This window comes from Enorma timonensis (genome assembly GCF_000321165.1).
Taxonomy (GTDB): domain Bacteria; phylum Actinomycetota; class Coriobacteriia; order Coriobacteriales; family Coriobacteriaceae; genus Enorma.
The window spans coordinates 1-25481 of the sequence record NZ_CAPF01000001.1; the positions used below are offsets into that span (position 1 = coordinate 1).

A 25481-nucleotide genomic window follows, 5' to 3' on the forward strand; every position below is an offset into this window, starting at 1 on the left:
GGCGCCGGCGCCTGCACAGCGCTCCGATCGCCGTCGAGAGGCTCCCGCGTCCAGGTCTGCGGAGGATCGCATCCGCGCTGTGCGGCCCTGAGGGCACGCGGGGGACGACCCCGCCCGGCGGGCGCCGCCCACCGGTCAGCGGCCATGGCAGGGGGGGCACGCCCGGACCCGTTCCGAACCCGGAAGCTAAGCCCCCGAGCGCCGAGAGTACTGCGGGGTCAGCCCGTGGGAGGGCAGGGCGCCGCTGACCGGTGGACGGCACCGAGCCGTGCACGAAATCGAAAAGCCTTTGGGTAGAACCCAGAGGCTTTTTTGTTATCTCGGTTTCATATAAGGACTGTTCATCCGAGCTTCATAGGTCCGGTGCATAATAGGTGGGCTCGCTGTGCCCCCTGGGGTACCTGTGCGGCTGTGATGGCATCTGTTCCATACGATGTTCCTTCCCTTCCATCTCGTTTGAGGTGAGCATGTTATGCATACGGTCTTTCTCATTGGTTCGATCGCTTCGGGCAAATCGACGGCGGCTCGGTATCTCGAGCGCCGAGGTGCGTATCGCATCGACCTGGATGCAATGTGCAAATCCCTCTATGTTCCTGACTCTGAGCTCGTCGTTGCATTGTCGCAGGCCTTTGGCAAGGACATTTTGGATGATGTGGGTGAGGTTCGCCCGCATGTACTCGCTTCGCGCGCGTTTGCCGATGCTTCGGCCACCGCGCGCCTCGAGGCCCTCGTATACCCCGTGCTTGAAGACCGCCTCCATGAGCTTCTTTCCGATTTGGGGCAGGGTTCGGATGTTCCTCTGCTCGTGATCGTGGAGGTTTCCGCCCCAAGGTCATTCACCTCAGCGTTCGTGCTTGCGGACGAGGTGCTTGCGATCACCGCCCCCTATGAGGTGAGACGGGCGCGCGCTTGCGCGCGGGGTATGGAGGCCTCTGATTTCGACGCGCGCGATGCTGTGCAGATGAGCGAGCCAGAGCTCTGCGCACTCGCCACGACGGTCATCGAAAACGTCGGGGACGACGACGTGCTGTTCCGCGCACTCGATGCGTGGCTCGTGCGATCGTGCCCTGCCCTTTGCCGCGGAGTCGCGTTCGATGGGTAGGCGGCTGAGCGCCGCGGGATGGCTACGCGCGATCGCACTCGTTCCCGCCTTCGTGTTCTGCCTCATAGCGCTCGTGTTCACGTATGCTCCCGCCCCTGTGGTGGGCATGCTGTATCCCCTGAGCTATGAGGACGATATCCAGTCCGCTGCGAAGGCGTACAAGATCGACCCGTACCTCGTCGCAGCGGTCATCGAGACGGAATCGAACTGGGACCCGAGTGTTCGCTCGTCGTCCGGCGCCGAGGGGCTCATGCAGCTGCTTCCCGATACGGCGCAGGACATGATCGACAAGGGCTATGTCGACGGGGACGCATATTCGGTCGACGACCTGTTCGAACCCGACGTCAACATCATGTTCGGCTGCGCCTACCTGCGCTATCTGCTCGATTACTATGACGGTGCGCTCGATCGGGCAATCGCCGCCTACAATGCAGGCATCGGCAATGTCGAGGACTGGGTGGATCAGGATACCGCGCTGCACAACGCGATCACCTTCCCCGAGACGCAGGCATACCTTGTGCGCGTTCTGAACTCGTATAATCGATACGAGGAGCTCTACGCGGGACGCTTCGTCGCCTGGGGCGCCTGAGGGCGCTTGCACGCCCGTGCTCCTCGTGATAGGATACCGCCCCTGATCACCGCGCGTAACGCCGTGCTCGGGGGAATGGCATGGTGCAGCGGGATGCAAGGAGGCCCACGGTGGAGGCATTCGAGGTCGAACGCGTCGGCGGCGAGCTGCGTCGTTTCGGGACCGCGGGAGAACCGGCCAAATTCGAGGTCGTAAGCCCCTTCGAGCCGTCAGGCGACCAGCCGCAGGCCATCCAGTCGCTCGTGGACGGCGTGCGCGCCGGCGACCGCTACCAGGTGCTGCTCGGCGTCACCGGCTCGGGCAAGACCTACACCATGGCCAAGACCATCGAGGCGCTCGGCAAGCCCACGCTCGTCATGGCGCCGAACAAGACCCTCGCCGCCCAGCTCGCGAGCGAGCTCAAGGAGTTCTTCCCCCATAACGCCGTCGTGTACTTCGTGTCCTACTACGATTACTACCAGCCCGAGGCGTACGTGCCGCAATCGGATACCTACATCGAGAAGGACGCCTCGATCAACGAGGAGGTCGAGATGCTCCGGCATCAGGCCACCTCGCAGCTGCTCAGCCGCCGCGACGTGATCGTGGTCGCCTCCGTGTCGTGCATCTACGGCATCGGATCGCCGGAGGATTACGCCGGCCTCGCGCCCAACGTGGACAAGAAGGAACCGCTCGAGCGCGACGACTTCATCCACGCGCTCATCGACATCCAATACGACCGCAACGATTTCGACCTCGCCCGCGGCACGTTCCGTGTGCGCGGCGACGTGGTCGACGTGTTCCCGCCCTACGCCGAGCATCCCCTGCGCTTTGAGTTCTTCGGCGACGAGGTGGAGCTCATCGCCGAGATCGACGAGGTGACCGGCGAGATCCTGCGCGAATACGACGCCATCCCGGTGTGGCCGGCGTCGCACTACGTGACCGAGAAGCCGAAGGTGCGCGCGGCGCTCCGCACCATCGAGGAGGAGTGCGAGGCGCGCGTGGCCGAGCTCAAGGCCGCCGACAAGCTGCTCGAGGCGCAGCGCCTGCAGCAGCGCACCGACTACGACCTCGAGATGCTCGAGACCATGGGCTACTGCAACGGTATCGAGAACTACTCGCGCCACCTCGACGGGCGCAAGCCGGGAGAGCCGCCCTACACGCTCATCGATTACTTCCCGAAGGACATGCTCTGCATCATCGACGAGAGCCATGTGACGGTGCCGCAGATTCGCGGCATGCACGAAGGCGACCGCTCGCGCAAGGTGACGCTCGTGGAGCACGGCTTCCGCCTGCCCTCGGCGCTCGACAACCGCCCTTTGCGCTTCGACGAGTTCGAGGCGCGCGTGCCGCAGTTCATCTACGTGAGCGCGACCCCGGGCGACTATGAGCTGCGCGTGAGCCAGAACAACGTGGAGCAGATCATCCGCCCGACAGGGCTCCTCGACCCTAAGATCGACGTGCGCCCGGTGCGCGGGCAGATCGACGACCTGCTCGACGAGATCCGCGCGCGCACGGCGCGCCATGAGCGCGTGCTCGTGACGACGCTCACGAAGCGCATGGCGGAGGACCTCACCGACCATCTGCTCGACGCGGACGTGAAGGTGAACTACATGCACTCCGACACCGCGACGATGGACCGCGTGGAGATCCTGCGCGACCTGCGCCAGGGGAAGATCGACGTGCTTGTGGGCATCAACCTGCTGCGGGAGGGCCTCGATTTGCCTGAGGTGTCGCTCGTGGCGATCCTCGACGCGGACAAGGAGGGGTTCCTGCGCAACCGGCGCTCGCTCATCCAGACCATCGGCCGCGCGGCTCGCAACGCCGACGGCGAGGTCATCATGTACGCCGACACCATCACCGACTCCATGCGCGAGGCGATCGACGAGACGAACCGTCGTCGCTCCATCCAGATGGCGTACAACGCGGAGCACGGCATCGAGCCCAAGACGGTGCGCAAGGCCATCAACGACATCTCGAGCTTCATCGCTGAGGCGAACGAGAACGTGGGCAAGCGCGACCGGAGCCGGGGCGACTCACTCGGTCACGGCGCGTTCTTCACGCCGGCGGGCGAAGGGGCGGACGAGGCGCCGGAGGCTGCGGCGTCCGCCGGGCAGCGTCTCGCCGAGGAGCTTGCGGATCTGCCGAAGGGCGAGGTGCAGCGCATCGTCGCGACGATGGAGGACGATATGCGCAGCGCCTCGGAGGCCATGGACTTCGAGGAGGCGGCGCGCCTGCGCGATGCCATCGTGCACATCAAGGCCATGCTCGAGGGATCGAGCGAGGACGAGGCCATGGAGGCGCTGCGGCGCACCGCGCGCAAGGGCAGCGTCTTCGGCGGCGGGCGGAAGCGCCAGGGCTGGAAGGGCAAGCACTAGGAGAAGACTGCCCAGGCGTAACGATATAATCAAACGCGTTGTGGTGCATGGAGGGTATGGAGGAAATCCATGACGGAAACCAAGGAGCAGCAGCGCGCGGCGTTGCATAAGGCCATCTGGGGCATCGCGGACGATGTGCGCGGCGCCGTAGATGGTTGGGACTTCAAGATGTACATCCTGGGTTTCCTGTTTTACCGCTTCATTTCCGAGGATCTTACCGCGTATATCGACGAGGGTGAACGTGAAGCGGGCGATGGGGCGTTCTCATATGCTGCGATGGCAGATGAGGACGCCGAGGCCGCGCGCGAGGGCATCATCGAGGAGAAGGGCTACTTCATGCTGCCCTCCGAGCTCTTCGAGAACGTCGCGGCGCGCTGCGATAAGGATCCCGACCTCAATGAGACGGTGAAAGCCGTGTTTGACCATATCGAGGGCTCGAGCATGGGAACGGCTTCCGAGAAGAGCTTCCGGGGTTTGTTCGATGACATCGATCTCAATTCCAATAAGCTCGGTAGCGGAGTAGCCGAACGCAACGATCGCCTCGTGAAGATCATCAAGGGCATCGCGGGGCTCGATTTCGGCAATGTCATGGACGCCAAGATTGACCTCTTTGGCGATGCATACGAGTACCTCATGAACATGTATGCCAGCAACGCCGGCAAGTCCGGCGGCGAGTTCTTCACGCCGCAGGAGGTCTCCGAGCTTCTGGCCAAGATCGTCATCGGCGATCGCGATTCCGTGAACAAGGTGTATGACCCGGCCTGTGGATCGGGCTCGCTCTTGCTCAAATTTGCCAAGCTTCTGGGGCAGGAGAACGTCCGCCGCGGGTTCTACGGTCAGGAGATCAACATTACGACCTACAACCTGGCTCGCATCAACATGTTCCTGCACAAGATTCCATTCGATAAGTTTGACGTCGCCTTAGGTGACACCCTCATGTCTCCCAAACACTGGGATGAAGAGCCATTTGATGCCATCGTTTCGAATCCCCCGTATTCCATTAAGTGGGCTGGCGACAGCGACCCCACACTCATTAACGATCCGCGTTTTGCGCCGGCGGGTGTACTGGCACCTAAGAAGTATGCTGATCTGGCGTTCACAATGCACATGCTCTCATGGCTGTCGCCGGGAGGTAAGGCGGCAATTGTCGAGTTCCCCGGTGTCTTGTATCGAGGAAATGCTGAAAAGAAAATTCGTAAATATCTTGTCGATAACAACTTCGTCGAGGCCGTTATTCAGTTACCAGCAAACTTGTTCTTCGGCAAAGTAACCATTTCCACCTGCATCATTGTGCTTTCCAAGGGCAAGGCCGACGATAGGATTCTGTTCGTGGACGCATCCGAGGAATTCAGTCACGTCGGCAACAAGAATAAACTCATGCCCGAGAACATCGAGCGCGTGTATAAGGCGGTTCATGATCGCTGCGAGGAGGAACACTTCTCGAAGCTCGTCAGCATCGACGAGGTCGGCGCTGAGAACGACTATAACCTTTCAGTTGGCACCTACGTCGAGAAGCGCGACACGCGCGAGCAGGTCGACATCGCGGAGCTCAATGAGCGCATCAAGGGCATCGTCGCCCGCGAGCAGAAGCTGCGCGAGCAGATCGACGCCATCGTGGCGGATCTGGAGGCGTGATGCGTATGAGCAAGATTGATGAGATGGTTAAGAGGCTCTGCCCGGACGGGGTGGATTTCTATCCGCTGAACGAGGTCTTTGACCTCAAGAATGGCTATACACCTTCGAAGAAGAAGCCCGAGTACTGGGTCGACGGTACGGTCAACTGGTTCAGGATGGATGACATCCGTGTAAATGGGAGGGTTTTGTCAGATTCCATCCAGAAGGTTTCGGAAGGGGCCATCAAGGGCGGGCGTTTGTTCGACGCCAACTCCTTAATCGTTGCCACATCTGCGACTATCGGCGAGCATGCGCTCGTCACCGTGCCGTTTATGTGCAACCAGCGCTTCACTTGCCTGACGAGAAAGCCCGCTTTTCGAGATCTCCTCGATATGAAGTTCGTCTTGTATTACGCGGATGTTCTCGATAAGTTCTGCCTCGACAACACCAACAAGGGCGGCTTCGCTTCGGTTGCGATGGGAGCATTCAAGTCGTTCCCGTTCCCCGTCCCACCGCTCGAAATCCAGCGCGAGGTTGTGCGGGTGCTAGACTCCTTCGCGGAGCTGGAGGCGGAGCTGGAGGCGGAGCTGGAGGCGCGCAAGGCGCAGTACGCCTACTATCGCGATAAACTGTTAGCCTTTGATAACATTGAAATGCAGAGAGAGAGAGACCTTCAATGGCTGACGATAGGTGAGGTTTTCAAGCTAAAAGCAGGAAAACATATTTCAAGTGAGCTTATTTCCGCGATGCAGAGTGAAGTTTGCCCTTATCCGTGCTTTGGGGGCAATGGATTGCGAGGCTATGTATCTATGGCAAATGAAAGCGGAGAGCATGTCCTTATTGGTCGACAAGGAGCATTGTGTGGAAACGTCTGCTTTGCTCAAGGCCAATTCTATGCCACCGAGCATGCAGTTGTTGTCTCTTGCGGAGAGTCCGCACTTCCTCGGTTTGCCTTTCACCTGTTGACTGCGGCGAATTTAAATCAATACAAGTCTCAAGGGGCGCAACCAGGGCTTGCAGTTACCAATTTGAACGATGTTGTCGTTCCCATTCCACCGCTTCGGATCCAGCGGCAGGTCGTCAACATCCTCGACCGCTTCGATGCACTTACGACGTCGCTCACCGACGGCCTCCCTGCCGAGATCGAGGCGCGCCGCCAGCAGTACGAGTACTACCGCGACAAACTGTTGAGCTTTCCCCGTAAGATGGCATAAAGTCCATCATTCTGTGTATACATATCGTCACAATTGGTATGATATGTATTACAGAGAAGGGAGCCGACATGTCTACTGCCATCATGAATTTCAGGCTCGATCAAGAAGCGAAAGACGCAGCGGCGGACGTTGCGCAGGCATATGGCTTTGACCTTTCGAGCGTGCTGAGGGCGGTCTGCGTGCAGATGGCTCGTACGCGCACGCTGCCCGTGCTCACGAATTACCGTGAGACTCCGAATAGCGAAACGCTCGACGCCATGGCCTGGGGCGACGCCTTCCTTTCCGAGGGGCGGAAAGCACGGTTTTCGAATATCGATGAGATGTTCGAGGCCATGGAGTATGACGAAGCATGCTAAGACCAGATTACGCCCCGCATTTCAACAGAGATGTTAAACGCTTGAAAAAGCAACGGCGGAATCTCGATGAGTTGAAGCACGTCATGAACCTCGTGATCGAACACACCGAGGAAAGCCGTGCGGAGCTGCGCCGTCGGCATGGAGAGCACTTGCTTGCGGGCAATTGGCGAGGGCACCATGAATGCCATGTGTGCAACGCCGGCGATTGGCTGCTTATTTGGGCAGAGAACGACGAGGTGGCTCTTTTTGAGCGAACGGGTAGTCACGATGACCTGTTTGGTCGTCGCTGAGTAGTAGGAGCCGGGTATGACCGTTGACGATCCCATTGCCAAGGATGCTGCGCCGAGGGCGCTCACCTATGGGCTCATTCTTCAAGGGCCGGAGTCGACGGTTTGCGCCGAGGCACCGGTGTCTCCTGCCGCCGACGGCGCCTATCAATCTGAAGCTATGCTTGAGCAGGAGCTTATCGATATCCTCGTGAGCCAGGGCTACGAGCGGCTGAACGTGAACTCCGAGGCGGCGCTTGTAGCGAACCTGCGGGCGAAGATTGAAGAGCTTAACGGTATTCGGTTCACCGATGTCGAGTGGAAGCGCTTCTCATCTGAGAACATCACGAACCCCGCGCTCACCGTCACAGACAAGACGCGCCGCATACAGGACGACCCCGTCATCGCTTTCCAACGCGACGATGGTTCGTACAAGAACGTCTACCTCATCGACCGCGACCATATCCACAAGAACCGCCTTCAGGTCATGAACCAGTACGAGGCGAACGAGGGCACTCACAAGAACCGCTATGATGTCACGATTTTGGTGAACGGTCTTCCGCTCGTGCATATCGAGCTCAAGCGGCGCGGCGTGCGCCTGCGCGAGGCGTTCAACCAGATTGAGCGCTACCAGCGCGAAAGCTTCTGGTCGGGTTCGGGGCTCTTCGAATTCGTCCAGGTCTTCGTCATCTCCAACGGTACGAGCACGAAGTACTACGGCAATACCGTGCGTTGGGATCATACACACCCCAAGGCGGGGCGCAAGGGTGCGTCTTCGTTCGAATTCACGAGCTGGTGGACAGACTCGAAGAACCGCCGCATCGCCGACCTTGAGGGGTTCGCGCGGACGTTCCTCTCGCGCGGCACGCTGCTCATGGTCCTCACGCACTACTGCGTGCTCACCGCCGAAGACGAGCCGAAGCTGCTCGTCATGCGCCCGTACCAGATCTGCGCTACGGAGCGGATACTCAACCGCATCCTCGTCTCCGAGCTCGACCGCCGCCGCCTCGGCACCATCGATGCCGGCGGCTACGTCTGGCACACCACGGGCTCGGGCAAGACGCTCATCTCGTTCAAGTGCGCCCAGCTCGCGAGCCGCATGGAGGGCATCGATAAGGTCATGTTCGTCGTGGATCGCAAGGATCTCGACTACCAGACCATGAAGGAGTACAATCGCTTCCAGAAGGATGCGGTGAACGGGTCCGCGGATACGCGCGCCCTCGACGCCAACCTGTGCGACGACACGAAGCGCATCTGCGTGACCACCATCCAGAAGCTCTCCGTGCTCATCGAGAAGAGTGCCAAGCACCCCATCTACGACAAGCACGTCGTCTTCATCTTCGACGAGTGCCACCGCAGCCAGTTCGGCAAGATGCACAAGGACATCGTCAAGAAGTTCAAGAACTACCACCTGTTCGGCTTCACCGGTACGCCCATCTTCGCGAAGAACGCCAGCATGAGCGGAGACCCCACGCTGCGCACCACCGAGCAGGCGTTCGGCGACCGCCTCCACTCCTACACCATCGTGAACGCCATCGACGACGGCAACGTGCTGCCGTTCCGCGTGAGCTATCTATCCACTATGAAATCGGCGCACGGGGACGACGGCCAGCAGGTCGAGGCGATTGACCGCGAGGGCGCGCTCATCTCGTTCGCGCGCATCATCAACAACGCCGAGTACATCATCGACCACTATGCGCAGCATACGAAGCGAAAAAGCGACGGGACGGGCTTCACCTCGATTCTCGCAACGGAATCCATTCCCGCCGCGAAGCGCTACTACGCCGCTTTTAAACAGATTCAGCAAACGCGCGGCGAGCTCAAGGGCAAGCCGCTTAAGATCGCCATGATCTACAGCTACGCGCCGAACGGGGATGATCTCGCTACCGGTATCATCGCCGACGAATCTATGGAGACCGCTCAGCTCGATGCAAGTGATCGCGAGGCGCTTGAGCTCGCGATCGAGGACTACAACGCCATGTTCAACATGTCCTTCTCTACGGACGGGGCTAAGTTCCAGAGCTATTACAAGGATGTCTCGCAGCGCCTTAAGAAGCGCGAACTCGATATGCTCATCGTGGTGGACATGTTCCTCACCGGCTTCGATTCGCCTACATTGAATACGCTCTGGGTCGATAAGAACCTCAAGATGCACGGCTTGCTCCAGGCGTTCAGCCGCACGAACCGCATCCTCGATTCGGTCAAGTCATTCGGCAACATCGTTTGTTTCCGCGACCTTTCGCATCGGGTAGACGAAGCGCTCGAGCTTTTCGGCGATGAGGCGGCGGGCGGCATCGTGATTCTCAAATCGTATGCCGAGTACATGTCGGACTATCTGAGCACCCTCGACGAGATCCAAACGAGGTTCATAGGCGCGGACGGCAAGCTCGAGCTTGTGGGCGAGGCGGCGGAGAAGGCGTTCGTTGGGGCTTTCGGTGCGCTCCTACGCCTGCGCAACGTGCTGAGCGTGTTTGATGAATTTGCCGCCGACGACCCGCTTTCTGCGCTTAAGCTGCAGGATTGGCAGAGCACGTACCTCGACGTCGCTGACGAGTATCGTCGTCGCGCGAAGGCGGATGCGGTCGATATCGTCGATGACCTTGCGTTCGAGATCGAGCTCATACGGCAGGTCGAAGTGGATATCGACTACATCCTTGGGCTCGTTGCGAAGGCGCGCGGCGGTAATGGGGAAGACAAGATCGCGCTCGATAAGATTTACCGCGCGATTTGGACGAGTCCGCAGCTTCGCGATAAAGCAGAGCTCATCGAGGCGTTCTTGGAGCGCATGGGTCTTGCTGATGGACACGCCGCCGAGGCCGAAGAGGGCACCGAGGAGGAGCGCCGCGCTCGCGTCGATGCCGAATGGGCGGCGCATGTCGATCATGAGATGACGCGCGAGCTCGACTCGATCGTCTCTGAGGAGAACCTTGACCCAGAGAAGGTCCGCGACGTCATCTCCTATGCATTCGAGGCCGGCGGTGTGCCGGAGAGTGGAACCATGGTGCAGGCGTGCCTGCCCAAGATGTCTCGCTTCGCCAAAGGGAATGCCTACAGCGAGAAGCGCTCGCGCGTAATTGCCCGACTGCAGGACTTCTATGACAAGTTCCGCACGCTCGTGCGAAGATGGCCTATCGAGCGATAAACCATCTTCGCTGATGTTAAAACCCTGGGGTAATTTCACATGACTGGACGGGCGCGCCGGCTTCGTTCTCGCCCGGCGGGTTAGAACGCGCGGAAGCGGGCGTAGCGGCGCGTGAGGAGCTCCTCCGTATCGAGGGCGGCGAGCTCGGCGAAGGCGTCCAGAGCGCGCGCCAGGATGCGCCGGGCAAGCTCCTCGTGGCTGCACGCATCATCGATGGTGCCGTCCGCGATGCCGAGTTCGGTGAGGCGCGGGGCGGTGAGGCCGAGGTATTCGGCTGCGTCCGCCGCGCGGTCGGTGGATTTCCACAGGATCGAGGCGCAGCCCTCGGGGCTCACGACGGAATAGGCGGCATGGTCGAGCATGTAGACGCGGTCGCCCCCTGCGAGCGCGAGCGCGCCGCCACTTCCGCCCTCGCCGGTGATAATGCTCACGAGCGGCGTCTTGAGCTCGGCCATGGTCACGAGGTTCGACGCGATGGCCTCGCCCTGACCGCGCTCCTCCGCACCGATGCCGCAGTACGCGCCCGCGGTATCGACGAGGCAGAGGACGGGCCTGCCGAAGCGCTCGGCCTGCTGCATGAGGCGCCGCGCCTTGCGGTAGCCCTCCGGATGCGCGGAGCCGAAGTTGCGCGCCACGCGCTCCTTCGTGGAACGGCCGCGCTCGGTGCCGATGACGGTGAGCACCTGGTCGCCCACCCAAGCGATACCGCCCACGATGGCGGTGTCGTCACCGAAGGAGCGGTCGCCGTGGAGCTCGATGAAGCCGTCGAAGCCGAGCTCGATGAGCTCGAGCACGGTGGGATGCTCCACAGAGCGCGCCGCCTGCACGATCTCGTAGGCGCTCGGCGGCTCGGGCTTCCCCTGCTTGCGGCGTCGGCCGATCTTCTTGAGGAGCATGTGCGGCCCATGCTGCTCCAGAAGCGCATGCGGCGCGGAGGCCGACGGGATGCGGCCGGCGTGGAGGGCGAGGAGCTCGGCCAGGGTCGCGGGGACGTCCGCGCGCTCGACGATGAGGTCGAGGAAGCCGTGTTCGAGCAAGAACTCGGCGCGTTGGAAGCCCGCAGGCAGGCGCTTATGGGTGGTCTGCTCCACCACGCGCGGGCCGGCGAAGGCGATAAGCGCGCCCGGCTCGGCGAGGATCACGTCGCCCTCCATGGCGAAGCTCGCGGTGACGCCTCCCGTGGTGGGGTCGGTGAGCAGGGCGAGGTAGGGAAGGCCGGCGCGGGCGAGGCGGGCGCGGGCGCTCGAGACCTTCGCCATCTGCATGAGCGAGGTCGTGCCCTCCTGCATGCGCGCGCCGCCCGAGACGGTGATGCCCACGACCGGAAGCCGGAGCTCGATCGCCCGCTCGAAGGTGCGGCAGATCTTCTCCCCCACGACGGAGCCCATCGAGCCCATCATGAAATCGCCGTCCATGATGAAGACGGCGCAGGGCTCCCCGCCGATGGTGGCGCGTCCGCAGAGCACGGCGTCCTTGCTGCCGCAGGCGCGCTGCGAGCGCTCGAGCTTCTCGGCGTAGCCGGGGAAGGAGAGCGCCTCGCGGCCGGCGGGCGCATCCTGCACGGAGAGCTCGGCATCCCATTCCTCGAAGCTGCCGTCGTCGAGGGTCATTGCAAGGCGCGCGCGTGCGCCCAGGCGCAGGTGGTGCCCGCAGCGGGGGCAGACGTCGAGGTTGCGCGCGAGCAGCTCCTGGTCGATGACGCGCCGGCAGCCCGGGCACTTAACGTATGCGCGGCGCTCCGGGAGCTCGATGGGTACATCGGTCACGGGGCCCTCGAGCTTGTTGATGCCCTTCTGCTTAGCTTTCATAGAGGTGCTCCATCAGGTTCGTGTGGTAGATGCCGGAAAGGAACTCCGGGTTCGCGAGGATGTCGAGCTGCAGGTCGCTGTTCTCCTGAACGCCGTCGACCTCGAGCTCGGTGAGGGCGGAGCGCATCTTGCGCACGGCTTCCTCGCGGGTGCCGGCGCGCACGATGAGCTTGCCGAGCATGGAGTCGTAGTAGGGCGGCACGAGGGCGCCGGGGTAGAGCGCGGAATCGAAGCGCACCCATGGCCCGCCCGGCACATGGAGGTTCTCGACGGTGCCGCACGAGGGGAGGTAGTCCGGCCCCGGCCCCTCGGCGTTGATGCGGCACTCGATGGCGTGGGCGCGCTTGGCGGGCGCGAGCTCGTCTTGGGTGTAGGGGAACGCGACGCCCGCGGCGATGCGCAGCTGCCATTTGACGAGGTCGATGTCGGTCACGAACTCGGTGACGGGGTGCTCGACCTGCAGGCGCGTGTTCATCTCCATGAAGTAGAACTGGCCGTCGTCGGTGTAGAGGTACTCGATGGTGCCCGCACCCTCATAGCCCACGGCACGTGCCAGGCTGCGCGCCGCCTCGTACATGCGCTCGCGCACGTCGTCGCGACCGTCCAGGCAGGGGGCGGGGCTCTCCTCCAAGAGCTTCTGGTTGCGGCGCTGCACGGAGCATTCGCGCTCACCGAGGGTGACGACGTTGCCGTGCGCATCGGCGAGCACCTGCACCTCCACATGGTGGGCGGGTGCCACGAACTTCTCCATATAGCATGCGCCGTCGCCGAAGGCGGCCTCGGCCTCGGCGCGCGCCTCGGTGAAGGCGCGGCCGACGTCCGCGAGGCGCTCGACCTTGCGGATGCCGCGCCCGCCGCCGCCCGAGCGCGCCTTGATGAGCACGGGACAGCCGATGCGCGCGGCTTCCGCCTCGGCCGCCTCGGCGCTCTCGAGCAGGTCGCAGCCGGGCACGACGGGCACGCCGGCCGCGCGTGCGGTGCGGCGCGCGGCGTCCTTGTCGCCCATGCGCTCGATCACCTCGGGCGCGGGTCCGACGAACACCACGCCGCATTCGCGGCACTGGCGTGCGAACGCGGCGTTCTCGGATAGGAAGCCGTAGCCGGGATGGATGGCGGTGGCGCCGCTCGCGGCGGCGACCGTGAGGATGGCGTCCCCGTTGAGGTAGCTATCCTGCGGCCGCGGCCCGCCGATGCAGTAGGCCTCGTCGGCGAGCTTGACATGGAGCGCTTCGGCGTCCGCGGTCGAATAGACGGCCACGGTCTGGACGCCCATCTCCTTGCAGGCGCGGATGACGCGCACCGCGATCTCGCCGCGGTTGGCGATGAGGATCTTTTTGAACATGGGAAGCCTCCAACGTGGTGGTCAAGTTCAGATATGCGCGATTGGGGCGCGCCGGGAAGCCGCGATGTGCCGCCCCCGCGGCCTGGCAAGCGACAAAACCCCAGGATTGCTCCATGCGGTACGGGTCGCCTCCCATGACAAAGCCCTTTTGAGCGCCCCGTGCGCCCCGGACATCGTGCATATCTGAACGTGACCACCAGAACTAGACGGCGGGGAGGGAAAAACGGTGCGTCGCGGCTGCATCGGGCGCCGCAGGGCCCGCTAGCGCGCCGCTTCGCCGCTGGGCATGAGCGCGAACGACATGCCGGCGACGCAGCAGAGCTCGCCGGCGACCCGCGCCTCGCCGTGCGCGAAGTAGAAGGGGCCGCGGTGCCGCGTGATCGTGCAGACGAGCTCCACGGTGTCGCCGGGGCGGACGGGATGCTTGAAGCGCACCTTGTCGAGGCTCGTGTACAAGGGGGTCACGTCCCCCGTGCCGGCGAGCTCCTCGCCCATGAGCACGCAGCAGTTCTGAGCGAGCATCTCGCAGAGGATCACGCCGGGAACGACGGGGTTTCCGGGGAAGTGCCCCTGCACGAAGAACTCGTCGCCGGTGATGCGGGTGCGGCCATGCGCCTCGCCGTCCACGACCTCCGCCTCGTCGAGCAGCAGCATGGGCGCGCGATGGGGGAGGATCTTCTCGAGCTCGGGTCGCTTCATCGCGCACCAGCCTCCTTCGCGGGTTCGTCGGGTTCGATGGACATGATGCGCGCGCCGTACTCCACGAGCGCACCGTCGGCAACCTCGATGGCGACGACGGTGCCATCGATGTCGGCTACGACCTCGTTCATGAGCTTCATGGCCTCGATGATGCAGAGGGTGTCGCCCGCGTGCACGTGCGCGCCCACGTGCACGAAGGGGTCGGCGTCGGGCGAGGGCGCGGCATAGAACACGCCGACCATGGGCGCCGTGACGGCGACGGTCCCCGCATCGGCACCGGTGTCGTCCGCGGCTGGGGCGGCCGCCTCGGCGGGCGCGGGCGCTGCCGGACCCGGGGTAGCTGCCGCGACGGCGGCGGGAGCGGCCTCGACGGTGGGAAGCGGTGCGGCTGCGACGACGGGCGCCGGCGTGCGCTCGAGCTCGATGACGCGGCCGTCCTGCTCCGAGAGGCGCACGCGCGTGAGGCCGTGGTCCTCCATGAGGGCGGCGACCTCGTTGAGCTTCTGGGAATCGATCTTCATCCTTACTCCTCGTAAACCTTGAATGCCAGCGCCGCGTTGTGTCCGCCGAACCCGAGGTTCGTCGAGAGCGCGCACCGCACCGGTGCGGCGACGGCGCGGTTGGGCGTGTAGTCGAGATCGCAGGCAGGGTCGGGCTCGGCGTAGCCCATGGTGGGCGGGATGACGCCGTGCTCGATCGCCAGCGCGCATACGGCGGCCTCGAGGGCGCCGGTCGCGCCGAGCATGTGCCCGGTCATGGATTTCGTGGACGAGATGTGCGCGGCGCGCGCCGCCTCCTCGCCGAGCGCCTGCTTGATGCCGAGCGTCTCGGAGGCGTCGTTCAGCTTGGTGGAGGTGCCGTGGGCGTTGATGTAGAGGCCGTCGCGCACGTCGAGCCCGGCCTCCTCGACGGCCGCGCGGATCGCCCGCGTGATGCCCTGGGCGTCCGGCGCGGGGCTCGTGATGTGGTAGGCGTCGGCGGTGTTGCCGTAGCCGGCGATCTCGCACAGGATGCGCGCGCTGCGCTCGCGCGCGTGCTCGAGCTCCTCGAGGACGAGGATGCAGGCGCCCTCGCCCATCACGAAGCCGTCGCGGTTCTTGTCGAAGGGGCGGCAGGCGGTCGCGGGGTCGGGGTTGCGTGTGAGCGCCTTGCAGTTCGTGAAGCCCGCGATGGCCTCGGGCACGATGCAGGCCTCGGCGCCGCCGGCCAGGATCGCGTCCGCGTAGCCGTGCTTGATGGCATGGAAGGCCTCGCCCACCGTGTGCGCCGAGGTGGCGCAGGCGGTGACGACGGGCAGCGTGGGGCCGGTGAGGCGGTGCCGGATGGAGACCTCGCCCGCGGCCATGTTCGCGATCATCATAGGGATCATGAACGGCGGGCAGCGCCGGAAGCCGCGCTCGCGCATGGTGTCGACGGCGGCGGTGTAGGATGCCATGCCCCCGATGCCGGAGCCCACGTACACGCCCACGCGGTCGGGGTCGAAGTTCTCGGCCTCGGCCAGGCCGGATCCCGCCATCGCCTCATCCGATGCGGCGAGCGCGTACTGCACGTTGAGGTCCTTGTGGCGCACGTCCTCCCCGAGTCGCTCCCGGCCGTCGAAGCCCTTGACCTCGGCGGCGACGGTGACCTTGAGCCCGTCGGTGGGGATGTTCGCGATGGTGGCGATGCCGCTCGTGCCGTTGACGAGCGCGTGCCAGGTCTCTGGGGCGGTGAGGCCGACGGGCGTGACCGCCCCCATGCCGGTGATGACGACCCTGCGTTCCATGGTGCTTCTCCTTCTATCTGTGCCTGGCGCTCGCGGCGCGTCGATGGCGCCCGATCTCGCGGCTTCGCGTGCGGGCGGCATCACATCGCCATGCCGCCGTCGATGCGGATGACCTCGCCGGTTATGTAGGCGGCCGCGTCGCTGGCGAGGAAGGCGACGAGCGCGGCCACCTCGTCGGCGCGGCCGAACCTGCCGAGGGGGATCTGCTGCTCGGTGCGCTCGCGCACCGTATCGGCGAGCGCCGCGGTCATATCGGTCTCGATGAAGCCGGGGGCGACGGCGTTCACGGTGACGCCGCGGCCCGCGAGCTCGCGGGCGCATGCCTTCGTGAGGCCGATGATCCCCGCCTTCGAGGCTGCGTAGTTCACCTGGCCGGCGTTGCCCGCGAGCGCCACGACGGAGCTCATGTTCACGATGCGGCCGCCGCGCTGGCGCATGAACGGGCGCACGAGGGCGCGCGTCATGTGGTAGGCGCCCTTGAGGTTCACGTCGATCACGCGGTCGAAGTCCTCCTCGCTCATGCGCGCGAGGAGCGCGTCGCGCGTGACGCCCGCGTTATTCACGAGCGCCCAGATGCCGCCGAAATCGGCGAGCGCCTGCGCGGCGCAGGCGGCGGCAGCGTCGGCGTCCGCCACGTCGCAGCGATAGGTGCGGGCGGTGGCGCCGAGCTCCTCGGCGCGCGCGGCGGTCTCGCGCGCGGCCTCGTCGTTGCCGGCGTAGACGATCGCGAGGTCGAAGCCCGCCTGCGCGAGCGCGAGGCAGATGGCGCGGCCGATGCCGCGCGAGCCTCCGGTGACGAGCGCGCAGCGCCGTTCGGTGTCGGTTGCCATGATGTCCTCCTATTCCGCCGGGTCGCCCGCGCCACGGCAGGCGGTGAGCACGGCATCGAGCTGCTCGGGCGTCTCGCAGGGCAGGGCGGTCGCGCCCTTGAGCGTGCGCTTCACGAGGCCGGTGAGGGTCTTTCCCGGACCGACCTCGATGAACGTGTCGATCCCGCGGGACGAGAGCGCTTCGAGCGTGCGCACCCATCGCACGGGGTTCGACGCCTGGCTCGCGAGGAGCTCAGCGCGGGCAGCCCCGGCGTTCGCCCCGTCGCCTTCGGGATAGGGTTCGGCGGTGCGGTTCGCGATGACGGGGATGCGCGGCGCGGCGAGGCCGTGGCCGTCCGCGAGGTAGGCGGCGAGCGCCTTGGTCGCATCCGCCATGTAGGGGCTGTGGAAGGCGCCGGACACCGCGACGGGCATGCTGCGCCCGCCGGCGGCGCGCACGAGCCCGTCGAGCTCGTCGAGCGCCTCGGGGGCGCCTGCGACGACGGTCTGCTGGGGGCTGTTGTAGTTCACCGGCCAGGCGTTCCCCGCCTCGCGCGCGAGGGCCTCGACCGTTGCGGCGTCGAGCTTGAGCACGGCGCGCATGGCGCCGGGATGCTCCGCCGCCGCTGCGGCCATGAACGCGGCGCGGTGGCATACGAGCTCGAAGCCGGCCGCATCGTCGAGGGCGCCCGCGAAGGTGAGGGCGGCGACCTCGCCGAGCGAGAAGCCCGCCACGGCATCGGGGGTAAGCCCGTGCGCCTCGAGCGCCTGCGCGCAGGCGAGGTCGCAGGCGAAGACGCACGGCTGCGTCGTCGCCGTCTCATCGAGTTCCTCCTGGGTGCCGGCGAAGCACTGCGCGCTCGTGCCGGGACGGACGGCGTCCGCCGCGTCGAAGACGGCGCGCGCCGCGGGCTCGCGCTCGGCGAGCGAGGCGCCCATGCCGGGGTGCTGGGCGCCCTGGCCGGCGAAGAGGAAGGCTACGCCACCCATGCCGCCGCCCCCTTGAGGAGCTCTTCCGCGCCGCCCACGATGTCCTCGACGATCGCGCGGGCGCTCTGGCGCTCGCGGACGAGGCCGGCGACCTGCCCGCACATGAACGAGCCCTCCTCGTAGTTGCCGTCCTTCGCGGCCTTGCGCAGGGCGCCGGCGCCCATCTGCTCGAGCTCCTCGATGGGCGCCCCCTCGTTCTCGCGCTGCGCGAACGCGTTGGTGAATGGCGTCTTGAGGCAGCGCACGGCATGTCCGGTGCGGCGGCCGGTGACGAGGGTGGAGATGTCCTTCGCCTTGAGCACGCGCTCCTTGTACTCCTCGGACACCGCGCACTCATCGGCCACGAGGAAGCGCGTCCCCACCTGGACGCCGCAGGCGCCGAGCATGAGCGCCGCCGCCATGCCGCGGCCGTCGGCGATGCCGCCCGCGGCGATGACGGGGATCTTCACCGCGTCGGCGACCTGCGGGACGAGCGCCATCGTGGTGGCGTCGCCCACATGCCCGCCGCTCTCGCCGCCCTCGGCGATCACGGCCGCGGCGCCGGCGCGCTCGACGATGCGCGCGAGCCCGACGGAGGCGACGACCGGGATGACCTTGATTCCGGCCTCGTTCCAGGCCTTCATGAACCGCACCGGGTTGCCGGCGCCCGTCACGACCACGGGGACGTGCTCGTCGATGACGACCTGCGCGACCTCGTCGGCGAACGGGCTCATGAGCATCACGTTCACGCCGAAGGGCTTGTCCGTGCGCTCGCGCAGGGCGCGGATCTCGGAACGGAGCCATGCGGCGTCCGCGTTCATCGCCGCGATGATGCCGAGGCCGCCGGCCTCGGATACGGCGGACGCGAGCGAGGCGTCGGCGATCCACGCCATGCCTCCCTGGAAGATGGGCTTCTCGGTGCCCAGGGCCTCGCAGATGGGTGAGCGCAGCATGCTAGTTCTCCATGAGGGATTCGATGAGCTCGACGAGTTCGCCCACGGTCTCGGGGTTGGAATCGGTTTCGATCTCGATGCCGAACTCGTCCTCGCAGGCGATGACGGCCTCGACGGTGGCGAGGCTGTCCAGGCCGGCGTCCGCGAGCTTGGTCTCGGGCGTGAGCTCGGCGCCGGTGCCGCCGTTGTCGCGGATGATGGCGCAGATGCGGTCGAAGGTGGTGTCTGCCATGATGGTTCTCCTTTTGCTATCGTCCTCGCGCGGAATGCGCGAAGGGGGCGGGGTGATGGCCGGGCTATTCCCAGCGGATGAGGCACGAGCCCACGTCGAGGCCGGCCCCGAAGCCCACGAGCGCGATGAGCTCGCTGGGGTGGAGCCGTCCGCCGCGCGCGAGCGCGTCGAGGGTGTAGGGGATGCAGGCGCTCGAGATGTTGCCCGTCGCGTGCAGCGTGCGGGCCACGCGGTCGTCCTCGATGCCGAGCCGCTGGGCGGCGGCGGTGAGGATGCGGTCGTTGGCCTGGTGGAAGATGAAGTGGTCGATGTCCGCGGCCCCGATACCGGCCTCGGCGCACAGGCCGTGCACGGCGTCGCAGATGGCTTGGACGCCGAATTTGAAGACGCGCTGGCCCTTCATCGCGAGCGCGCTCGGGACGGGCGTCGCCGCGGCGAACGGCGAGGTCCCGGCGATGCCGGGTACGGAGAGCGCGTCGGTGTCGGGCGTGGTCGAGAGCTCGATGGCAAGCGGACTCGCCCCGCCCGCCTCGACGACGCACGCGGCGGCGCCGTCGCCGAAGAGCACGCATGTGGCGCGGTCGCTCCAGTCGAGGAGTCGCGACATCTGCTCCGCCGCCACGATGAGCGCGCGCCGGGCGCGGCCGCGGGCGAGGAAGCCGTCGACGACGTCGAGGGCGAAGACGAAGCCCGCGCACGCGGCCGACACGTCGAAGGCCGGGCAAGAGGCGCCGATACGCTCGGCGACCGCGCAGGCCTCGGCGGGCATGAGGTGGTCGCCCGAGGTGGTGGCGCATACGATGAGGTCGAGGTCGGTCGCGGCGAGCCCCGCGGCGGCGAGAGCGCGCTCGCTCGCGGCGACGGCGAGGTCATCGAGGGTCTCATGGGTGCATACGCGGCGCTCCCGGATGCCGGTTCGCGAGAAGATCCACTCGTCCGTGGTATCGAGGAACCGCGAGAGGTCGTCGTTCGTTATGCGCTGCTCGGGGAGGGCCGAACCCGTCCCGATGATGTGGAAAGCCATGTGAGCCTCGCTCGGGGTGTCGTTTCGGCGCATACCGTACGGCAGCGCGTCATCTTATTGACGATTTATTAATAAACGTCAACCACCCATACGCTAGCAAAGCGCGCGGGCGACGATGCCCCGCGCGTCGAAATATGCGCGCCGCGTCACGCTTTATCCATGTTTGACGATTGGTCAACGACACCGAGGTTTTGGCGCAAAATGTAAAAATACCCCAGGGGTTTTTCTACATCCTCTCGCTTCTCCTCGCAACGAGGCCGGCGCCTTGTTGCCGCGGATGTAGAAAAACCCCTGGGGTATTTTTACTTGAGCGTGTTCAAGACCGCGTCGGCGCAGCGGAGGCCGTCGGCGGCGGCGCTCATGATGCCGCCCGCGTAGCCCGCGCCCTCCCCGCAGGGGAAGAGGCCGGCGGCGTCGAGCGCCTGGCAATCGCGGCCGCGCACGACGGTTACGGGCGCGCTCGAGCGCGATTCCACGCCGGTGAGCACGGCGTCCGCCGCATCGAAGCCCTCGAGCTTGCGTCCGAGCACGGGGATCCCGGCGCGAAGCGTCTCCGTGATATACGGGGGCAGCGCGTCGTCGAGCGCGCCCCAGGTGACGCCGAGCGGATAGGTGGGCTCCACGCGGCCGCCGCACGAGCTCGGGACGCCGGCAAGGAAGTCGCCCACGAGCTGCGCGGGCGCGCGGTAGCTCCCCCCGCCGAGCTCGAAGGCGCGCTGCTCACAGCGGCGCTGCAGCTCCACGCCCGCGAGCGGATCGGAGCCGGGGAGGTCGTCGGGCGTCACGTTCACGAGGAGCGCGGAGTTCGCGTTGGCGCCCGCACGGGCGCGCAGGCTCGCGCCGTTGGTGACGACGCCGCCGGGCTCCGAGGCGGCGGCGACCACCTCGCCGCCCGGGCACATGCAGAAGGTGAAGAGGCTGCGGCCGCCGCGCGGGTGGGCGACGAGCTTATAGGGGGCGGCGCCGAGCGCTGGGTTCCCGGCGAAGCGGCCGTACTGCGCGCGGTCGATCGCCGCCTGGAGGTGCTCGATGCGCACGCCCATGGCGAACGTCTTGCGCGCGAGCGTAAAGCCGCGCCGCTCAAGGAGCTCGAACACGTCTCGCGCGGAGTGGCCGCAGGCGAGGACGAGCGCGGTGCAGGTGATGCGCTCCGTGCGCACGGCGCCCGCAACGTCCCGTGTCTCGACCTGGAGGGCGCGCACGCCGCCTGCCTGCCCCTGCGCGCGCTCGATATCCACCATGCGCGCGCGGAACCGCACCTCGCCGCCCAGTTCGCGGATGCGGGCAACGAGGTTCTCCACGACGACGGGCAGCACGTCCGACCCCACATGCGGCTTGGCGTCCCAGAGGATGTCGCGCGGCGCCCCGGCGGCGACAAGCGCCTCGAGGATGCGGCGGTGCGCGGGGTTCTTCGTGCCCGTGGTGAGCTTGCCGTCCGAGAAGGTGCCCGCGCCGCCCAGGCCGAACTGGATGTTGCTCTCGGGGTCGAGCTCGGCGGTGCGGTGGAACTCCTCGATGGCTTGCGTCCTGCGGCGCGCGTCGTCACCGCGCTCGATGAGGAGCGGCTCGGCGCCCGCCTCGGCGAGGGCGAGCGCGGCGAAGAGGCCGGCACAGCCCGCACCCACGACGACGGGCCGCGGCGCGGGCGGCTTCGCGAGGATGAGCGGCGTGTGCGGCGGTTCCTCGGCCACGATGCGCACGTGTTTCCGCTCGCGCTCCGGTACCCGCGCGATGAGCCCGTTCTCGTCGACGTGCGCATGGAAGGTGACGCGGACGGTGAGGACGAGGTGCACGTCGCTCTTGCGGCGCGCGTCGATGGAGCGCTTGCGCAGCTCGATGTGCTCGATGAGGTGGGGGAGGCAGCCGAGCGTCTTGATGACGTACGCGAGCCCCACCGCGAGGCAGCGCTGCTCGGTCGCACCCTGGGCGAGCGTGGCGCGGATATCCGAAATCTCGATCATGGCGCGCTCACCCGCCGATCGCGCGCGCAGCGGCCGTGCCGGCGCGCATGCCCGAGAGCCACGCCCAGGCGAGGTTGTAGCCGCCGCAGTCGGCGTCCATGTCGAGCGCCTCGCCGCAGGCGAAGAGCGGGCCGTCGTGCGGGGTGCTCAGCCGCATCGTCTCGGCATCCACGGCGGAGAAGGGGATGCCGCCCCGGCGCACCTGGGCGGAACGGGTCTCGGTCACGCCGCGCGCGCGGAACGCGAGCGCCTTTGCGGCGCGCGCCGCCCTGCCGTAGGAGCCGTTCGCGGCGAGCGCGACGATGCGGCCGAGCTGCGGGGCGAGCATGCCGTCGAACCAGGAGGCGCCCCGGTCGGCGAGCTCCCCGACCGCCGCGGCGCGCTCGCGGAAGCGCTGGCGCAGGTCGTCCTCGGCGAGCGCCGGGAAGAGGTCGATGTCGACGATGTCGTCGCGCTCGATGCGGCGCGAGAGGTTGAAGGCGGCGATGCCGGAGAGCCCGTAGGCGCGGAAGAGCACCTCGCCGTCCTCGCTCCACAGCGGCGTGCCGCCGCGAACGAGCGCGAGGCGCGCATCCGCCCGCACCCCGTCGAGCCGCGCGAGGGTGTCTGGCCCCAGGCCGTCCGCGCCGGGCGCGGGCGCGCAGGCGATGGGGCAGAGCACGGGCTGCTCGTCGAGGTGGGGGAGCTTGAAGACCTGGCAGAGCGCCTCGGAGCCGCCGCCGGGGGCGAGCACCACGGCGCGCGCCATGATGGTCTCGGTGCGCATGGGCGACGTGGAGAGCGCGCGGCGGAGCGCCCTGAGGCGCGCATGCTCGTCGCGGGCCCGGGGCGCATGGAGCGGGGCGGAGGGCGCGAGCGCCTCGAGCTTCCAGAGCCCGTCCGCGGGGTTCCATGCGGCGTGCATGAGCCGGTGCCCGCAGCGCTCGGCGATGCCCACGCGCCGGCACGCGCCCACGAGCGCGTCGCGGACGGATTCCGCGCGCTTGCTCAGAGGGTAGAGCCGACCCTCGTCGCTCGTCGTCCAGATGCCGAGCGATGCGAACCAGCCCGCGAGCCGCGCCTCGGGCTCCTCGCCCATGACGGCGCGGGCGATGACGGGATGGCGGTAGCAGGCGGGGCGCAGCCGCTCGTTGGAGAGGTTGCAGCGGCCGTTGCCCGTGGCGAGGATGGGAAGGCCGCAGGCGACATCGCATTCGATGACCGCCGTGCGCGCCCCCGCGCGGGCGGCGGCGAGCGCGGCCGCGAGGCCGGACGCCCCGCCGCCGATCACGGCCACATCATAGGTTTCCGGTGCGCTGCGCGCCATGGCGATCGTCTCCGCTTCGTATCCAGGGTGGTCTATCAGCCTTCCGCGTCCGCCTCGGCGCCGGCGTCATCGGCGCCCTCGTGCGCGGGGACGGCCTCGCAGGCGGCGAGGGCGTCGGGCAGGAAGTCCTGCGGCAGCGCCTCCTCGAGCGCGCCGGCGTCGCAGGCGAGCGCGAGCGCGGGGTCGATGGGCAGGCGGCCGAGCACCTTGAGGCCGTACTCGTCGGCGACCGCATCGAGCTTGCTCGGGCCGAATACCTCGATCTTCTTGCCGCAATCCGGGCAGGTCACGTAGCTCATGTTCTCGACGAGGCCGAGGATGGGCACGTGCATCTTCTCTGCCATGTTCACGGCCTTCGCGACGATCATGCTCACGAGGTCCTGCGGGCTCGTGACCACCACGATGCCGTCCACGGGCAGCGACTGGAACACGGTGAGCGCCACGTCGCCCGTGCCCGGGGGCATGTCGACGAGCAGGTAGTCGATGGGGCCCCAGGAGGTGTCGCTCCAGAACTGCTTGATGGCGCCCGCGATGACCGGGCCGCGCCAGAGCACCGGGTCGGTCTCGTGCTCGAGCAGGAGGTTCGACGACATGACCTTGATGCCCGTGGTGGAGATCTCGGGCAGCAGGAGCTTGCCCAGGCCGTGGGCGCGTCGCCCGCTCATGCCGAGCATCTTGGGGATGGAGGGGCCGGTGATGTCGGCGTCGAGGATGCCGACCGTGTGCCCGCGCCGCGCGAGCTCGATGGCGAGCGCGCCCGTGACGAGCGATTTGCCCACGCCGCCCTTGCCGGAGAGCACGGCGATGACGCGCTTCGCCTCCGAGAGGTTGTTCTCCTCGAATTGCGTGGGCGCGGCCTGGCCGCCCGCTGCGGCGGCATGTTCGCATGTAGCCATGGAAGTCCTTTCGATTGCACCCGGCGCGCCGCGTCGGGCGAACAGGTTGGTTACCGCCTCATTGTACCCTTTGCGCCGCCGCGCCATATCGTCCCCGCCGCCCGCGCGCCACCTCGCCCCGCGCTTCGCGTGCAACGTTGACAACTGTATCGATGAAGGCCGCATGAACGCGTGCCTCGCGTGCAAAGTTGACAACTTTATCGATGGGGGCCACGCGAGAAAGCGCTTCGTATGCAAAGTTGACAAGTTTGTCCATGAGGCACGGAGCGACGGTTCATGGAGCGCGGCGCGGCGGTGCGCGAAGGGGCGGCGCTGTACGGCGCGTGGTGGCTACCGGTCGGTTTCGAGCGTGAGCCAGATATCGGGCTCCATCCCGTCGAACCAGTCCTCTTCGGGGAGCGTGTCGAAGCTGCACCAGATGGCGGCGCCCTCCGAGCTCCCGAGGTCGTCGGGGTTGAGGTAGATGTCATCGTAGAGCGTGCCGGCGCGGAACGCCTCGCCGAAGGCGTCCGGCAGCGTGCCGTACGAAAGCAGCCCGGGCGCGGCGACGGGGACATCGAGCCCCTCGACGACGGCGTGCAGCTCGGCGAGCCGTTCCTCGGCGCGCGCGAGGTTCTCGTCGAGCGAGCGCGCGGGGTCGACCTGGAGCTTGTAGGAGACCTCGGTCACCACGCCGTCGTTGTCGACGTCGAGCGAGACGAAGGTGGTGTCGTCGCCCGAATCGGAGAGGTGCGCGTTCACGCTGTAGCCGTCCCGGTCGTAGGCTTCCGTGGGGTCGTCGCCGATGACGTAGTACCCCCGGTGCTCGAACGCGTCGGTGATTGCGGAGATGGTCTCCGCCGCTACCTGGGAATCGGCGCGCATGGATGCGGTGCGCGCGATGAAGTGGGCGCCGTAGACGAGGGCGAGCGCGAGGAGCGTCGCGAGCATCATGATGCGGCCAGCGCGCTTGGCGTTCGGCAGCTCGACGCCCAGGTCGCGCGCCGCGCGCTCGGCGTCGCGGGCGAGGGAGTTCGTCGCCTCGAGGTAGCGCGCGGTGCCGGAGATGCCGTAGGCCGCGGAGGCGGCGTCGGCGGCGTC

The 25481-nt window shown here is 66.5% G+C and carries 22 protein-coding genes and 1 rRNA gene; 9 read left to right on the forward strand and 14 right to left on the reverse strand.

The genetic code is table 11. The features are described from left to right. Positions 1 to 134 precede the first annotated feature (134 nt). The 9 genes from rrf (at position 135) to BN423_RS00045 (ending at position 10637) form a co-directional block, all read left to right on the forward strand. Positions 135 to 250 (forward strand): 5S ribosomal RNA (gene rrf, locus BN423_RS00005). A 222-nt stretch (positions 251 to 472) separates the two neighbouring features. Further along, the gene (gene coaE, locus BN423_RS00010) at positions 473 to 1102 is read left to right on the forward strand and encodes a dephospho-CoA kinase (protein ID WP_019238233.1); all 630 of its coding nucleotides are present in this window, start codon (positions 473 to 475) and stop codon (positions 1100 to 1102) included. Next, positions 1095 to 1691: a lytic transglycosylase domain-containing protein gene (locus tag BN423_RS00015; RefSeq protein ID WP_019238234.1), complete on the forward strand. Its 597-nt coding sequence runs from the start codon at positions 1095 to 1097 to the stop codon at positions 1689 to 1691. The genes coaE and BN423_RS00015 overlap by 8 nt, the downstream gene beginning before the upstream one ends. A 110-nt stretch (positions 1692 to 1801) precedes the next feature. After that, entirely contained in the window at positions 1802 to 4045 is a 2244-nt protein-coding gene (gene uvrB, locus BN423_RS00020) for an excinuclease ABC subunit UvrB (protein WP_019238235.1), read from the forward strand. A 69-nt stretch (positions 4046 to 4114) separates the two neighbouring features. Next, complete coding sequence (locus tag BN423_RS00025; RefSeq protein ID WP_019238236.1) at positions 4115 to 5680, forward strand: type I restriction-modification system subunit M; 1566 nt, start codon at positions 4115 to 4117, stop codon at positions 5678 to 5680. Positions 5681 to 5685: 5 nt separating this feature from the next. Then, a complete protein-coding gene (locus BN423_RS00030; RefSeq protein WP_232385442.1) occupies positions 5686 to 6873 on the forward strand; it encodes a restriction endonuclease subunit S in 1188 nt (395 codons plus the stop codon). Between the two features lie 68 nt (positions 6874 to 6941). Continuing rightward, positions 6942 to 7229: a type II toxin-antitoxin system RelB/DinJ family antitoxin gene (locus BN423_RS00035; protein WP_019238238.1), complete on the forward strand. Its 288-nt coding sequence runs from the start codon at positions 6942 to 6944 to the stop codon at positions 7227 to 7229. Further along, the gene (locus tag BN423_RS11890; RefSeq protein ID WP_071784312.1) at positions 7223 to 7519 is read left to right on the forward strand and encodes a type II toxin-antitoxin system YafQ family toxin; all 297 of its coding nucleotides are present in this window, start codon (positions 7223 to 7225) and stop codon (positions 7517 to 7519) included. Before BN423_RS00035 ends, BN423_RS11890 begins: the two co-directional genes overlap by 7 nt. Positions 7520 to 7535: 16 nt before the next feature. After that, a complete protein-coding gene (locus BN423_RS00045) occupies positions 7536 to 10637 on the forward strand; it encodes a type I restriction endonuclease subunit R (RefSeq protein WP_232385444.1) in 3102 nt (1033 codons plus the stop codon). 80 nt (positions 10638 to 10717) lie between these two features. Here the strand turns inward: BN423_RS00045 and accD are convergent, their stop codons facing one another. From accD to BN423_RS00115, 14 genes are all read right to left on the reverse strand, one after another. After that, complete coding sequence (gene accD, locus BN423_RS10510; RefSeq protein WP_019238241.1) at positions 10718 to 12445, reverse strand: acetyl-CoA carboxylase, carboxyltransferase subunit beta; 1728 nt, start codon at positions 12443 to 12445, stop codon at positions 10718 to 10720. Further along, positions 12435 to 13787 carry an acetyl-CoA carboxylase biotin carboxylase subunit gene (locus tag BN423_RS00055; RefSeq protein WP_019238242.1) on the reverse strand — a complete coding sequence of 451 codons (1353 nt, stop codon included), beginning with the start codon at positions 13785 to 13787 and terminating at the stop codon, positions 12435 to 12437. Before BN423_RS00055 ends, accD begins: the two co-directional genes overlap by 11 nt. A 261-nt stretch (positions 13788 to 14048) precedes the next feature. Further along, complete coding sequence (locus BN423_RS00060; RefSeq protein WP_019238243.1) at positions 14049 to 14486, reverse strand: 3-hydroxyacyl-ACP dehydratase FabZ family protein; 438 nt, start codon at positions 14484 to 14486, stop codon at positions 14049 to 14051. Continuing rightward, positions 14483 to 15007 carry an acetyl-CoA carboxylase biotin carboxyl carrier protein gene (gene accB / locus BN423_RS00065; RefSeq protein ID WP_019238244.1) on the reverse strand — a complete coding sequence of 175 codons (525 nt, stop codon included), beginning with the start codon at positions 15005 to 15007 and terminating at the stop codon, positions 14483 to 14485. The genes BN423_RS00060 and accB overlap by 4 nt, the downstream gene beginning before the upstream one ends. 2 nt (positions 15008 to 15009) lie before the next feature. Continuing rightward, the gene (gene fabF, locus BN423_RS00070; protein ID WP_019238245.1) at positions 15010 to 16251 is read right to left on the reverse strand and encodes a beta-ketoacyl-ACP synthase II; all 1242 of its coding nucleotides are present in this window, start codon (positions 16249 to 16251) and stop codon (positions 15010 to 15012) included. 80 nt (positions 16252 to 16331) lie between these two features. Then, entirely contained in the window at positions 16332 to 17081 is a 750-nt protein-coding gene (gene fabG, locus BN423_RS00075; protein WP_019238246.1) for a 3-oxoacyl-[acyl-carrier-protein] reductase, read from the reverse strand. Between the two features lie 9 nt (positions 17082 to 17090). Then, positions 17091 to 18050: an ACP S-malonyltransferase gene (locus tag BN423_RS00080; RefSeq protein ID WP_019238247.1), complete on the reverse strand. Its 960-nt coding sequence runs from the start codon at positions 18048 to 18050 to the stop codon at positions 17091 to 17093. Then, positions 18038 to 18982 carry an enoyl-[acyl-carrier-protein] reductase FabK gene (gene fabK / locus BN423_RS00085; protein WP_019238248.1) on the reverse strand — a complete coding sequence of 315 codons (945 nt, stop codon included), beginning with the start codon at positions 18980 to 18982 and terminating at the stop codon, positions 18038 to 18040. Before fabK ends, BN423_RS00080 begins: the two co-directional genes overlap by 13 nt. 1 nt (position 18983) lies before the next feature. Continuing rightward, positions 18984 to 19214, reverse strand: coding sequence for a phosphopantetheine-binding protein (locus BN423_RS00090; RefSeq protein WP_019238249.1), 231 nt, complete (start codon positions 19212 to 19214; stop codon positions 18984 to 18986). 64 nt (positions 19215 to 19278) lie between these two features. Then, positions 19279 to 20238 carry a beta-ketoacyl-ACP synthase 3 gene (locus BN423_RS00095; protein WP_019238250.1) on the reverse strand — a complete coding sequence of 320 codons (960 nt, stop codon included), beginning with the start codon at positions 20236 to 20238 and terminating at the stop codon, positions 19279 to 19281. Positions 20239 to 20540: 302 nt separating this feature from the next. Then, positions 20541 to 22199 carry an NAD(P)/FAD-dependent oxidoreductase gene (locus BN423_RS00100; RefSeq protein WP_019238251.1) on the reverse strand — a complete coding sequence of 553 codons (1659 nt, stop codon included), beginning with the start codon at positions 22197 to 22199 and terminating at the stop codon, positions 20541 to 20543. 7 nt (positions 22200 to 22206) lie between these two features. Beyond that, positions 22207 to 23505, reverse strand: coding sequence for an NAD(P)/FAD-dependent oxidoreductase (locus BN423_RS00105; RefSeq protein ID WP_019238252.1), 1299 nt, complete (start codon positions 23503 to 23505; stop codon positions 22207 to 22209). Positions 23506 to 23540: 35 nt separating this feature from the next. After that, entirely contained in the window at positions 23541 to 24401 is an 861-nt protein-coding gene (locus BN423_RS00110) for an Mrp/NBP35 family ATP-binding protein (RefSeq protein ID WP_019238253.1), read from the reverse strand. 330 nt (positions 24402 to 24731) lie between these two features. Then, the coding region (locus BN423_RS00115) for a hypothetical protein (RefSeq protein WP_026088964.1) at positions 24732 to 25481 on the reverse strand (750 nt) is incomplete at its 5' end.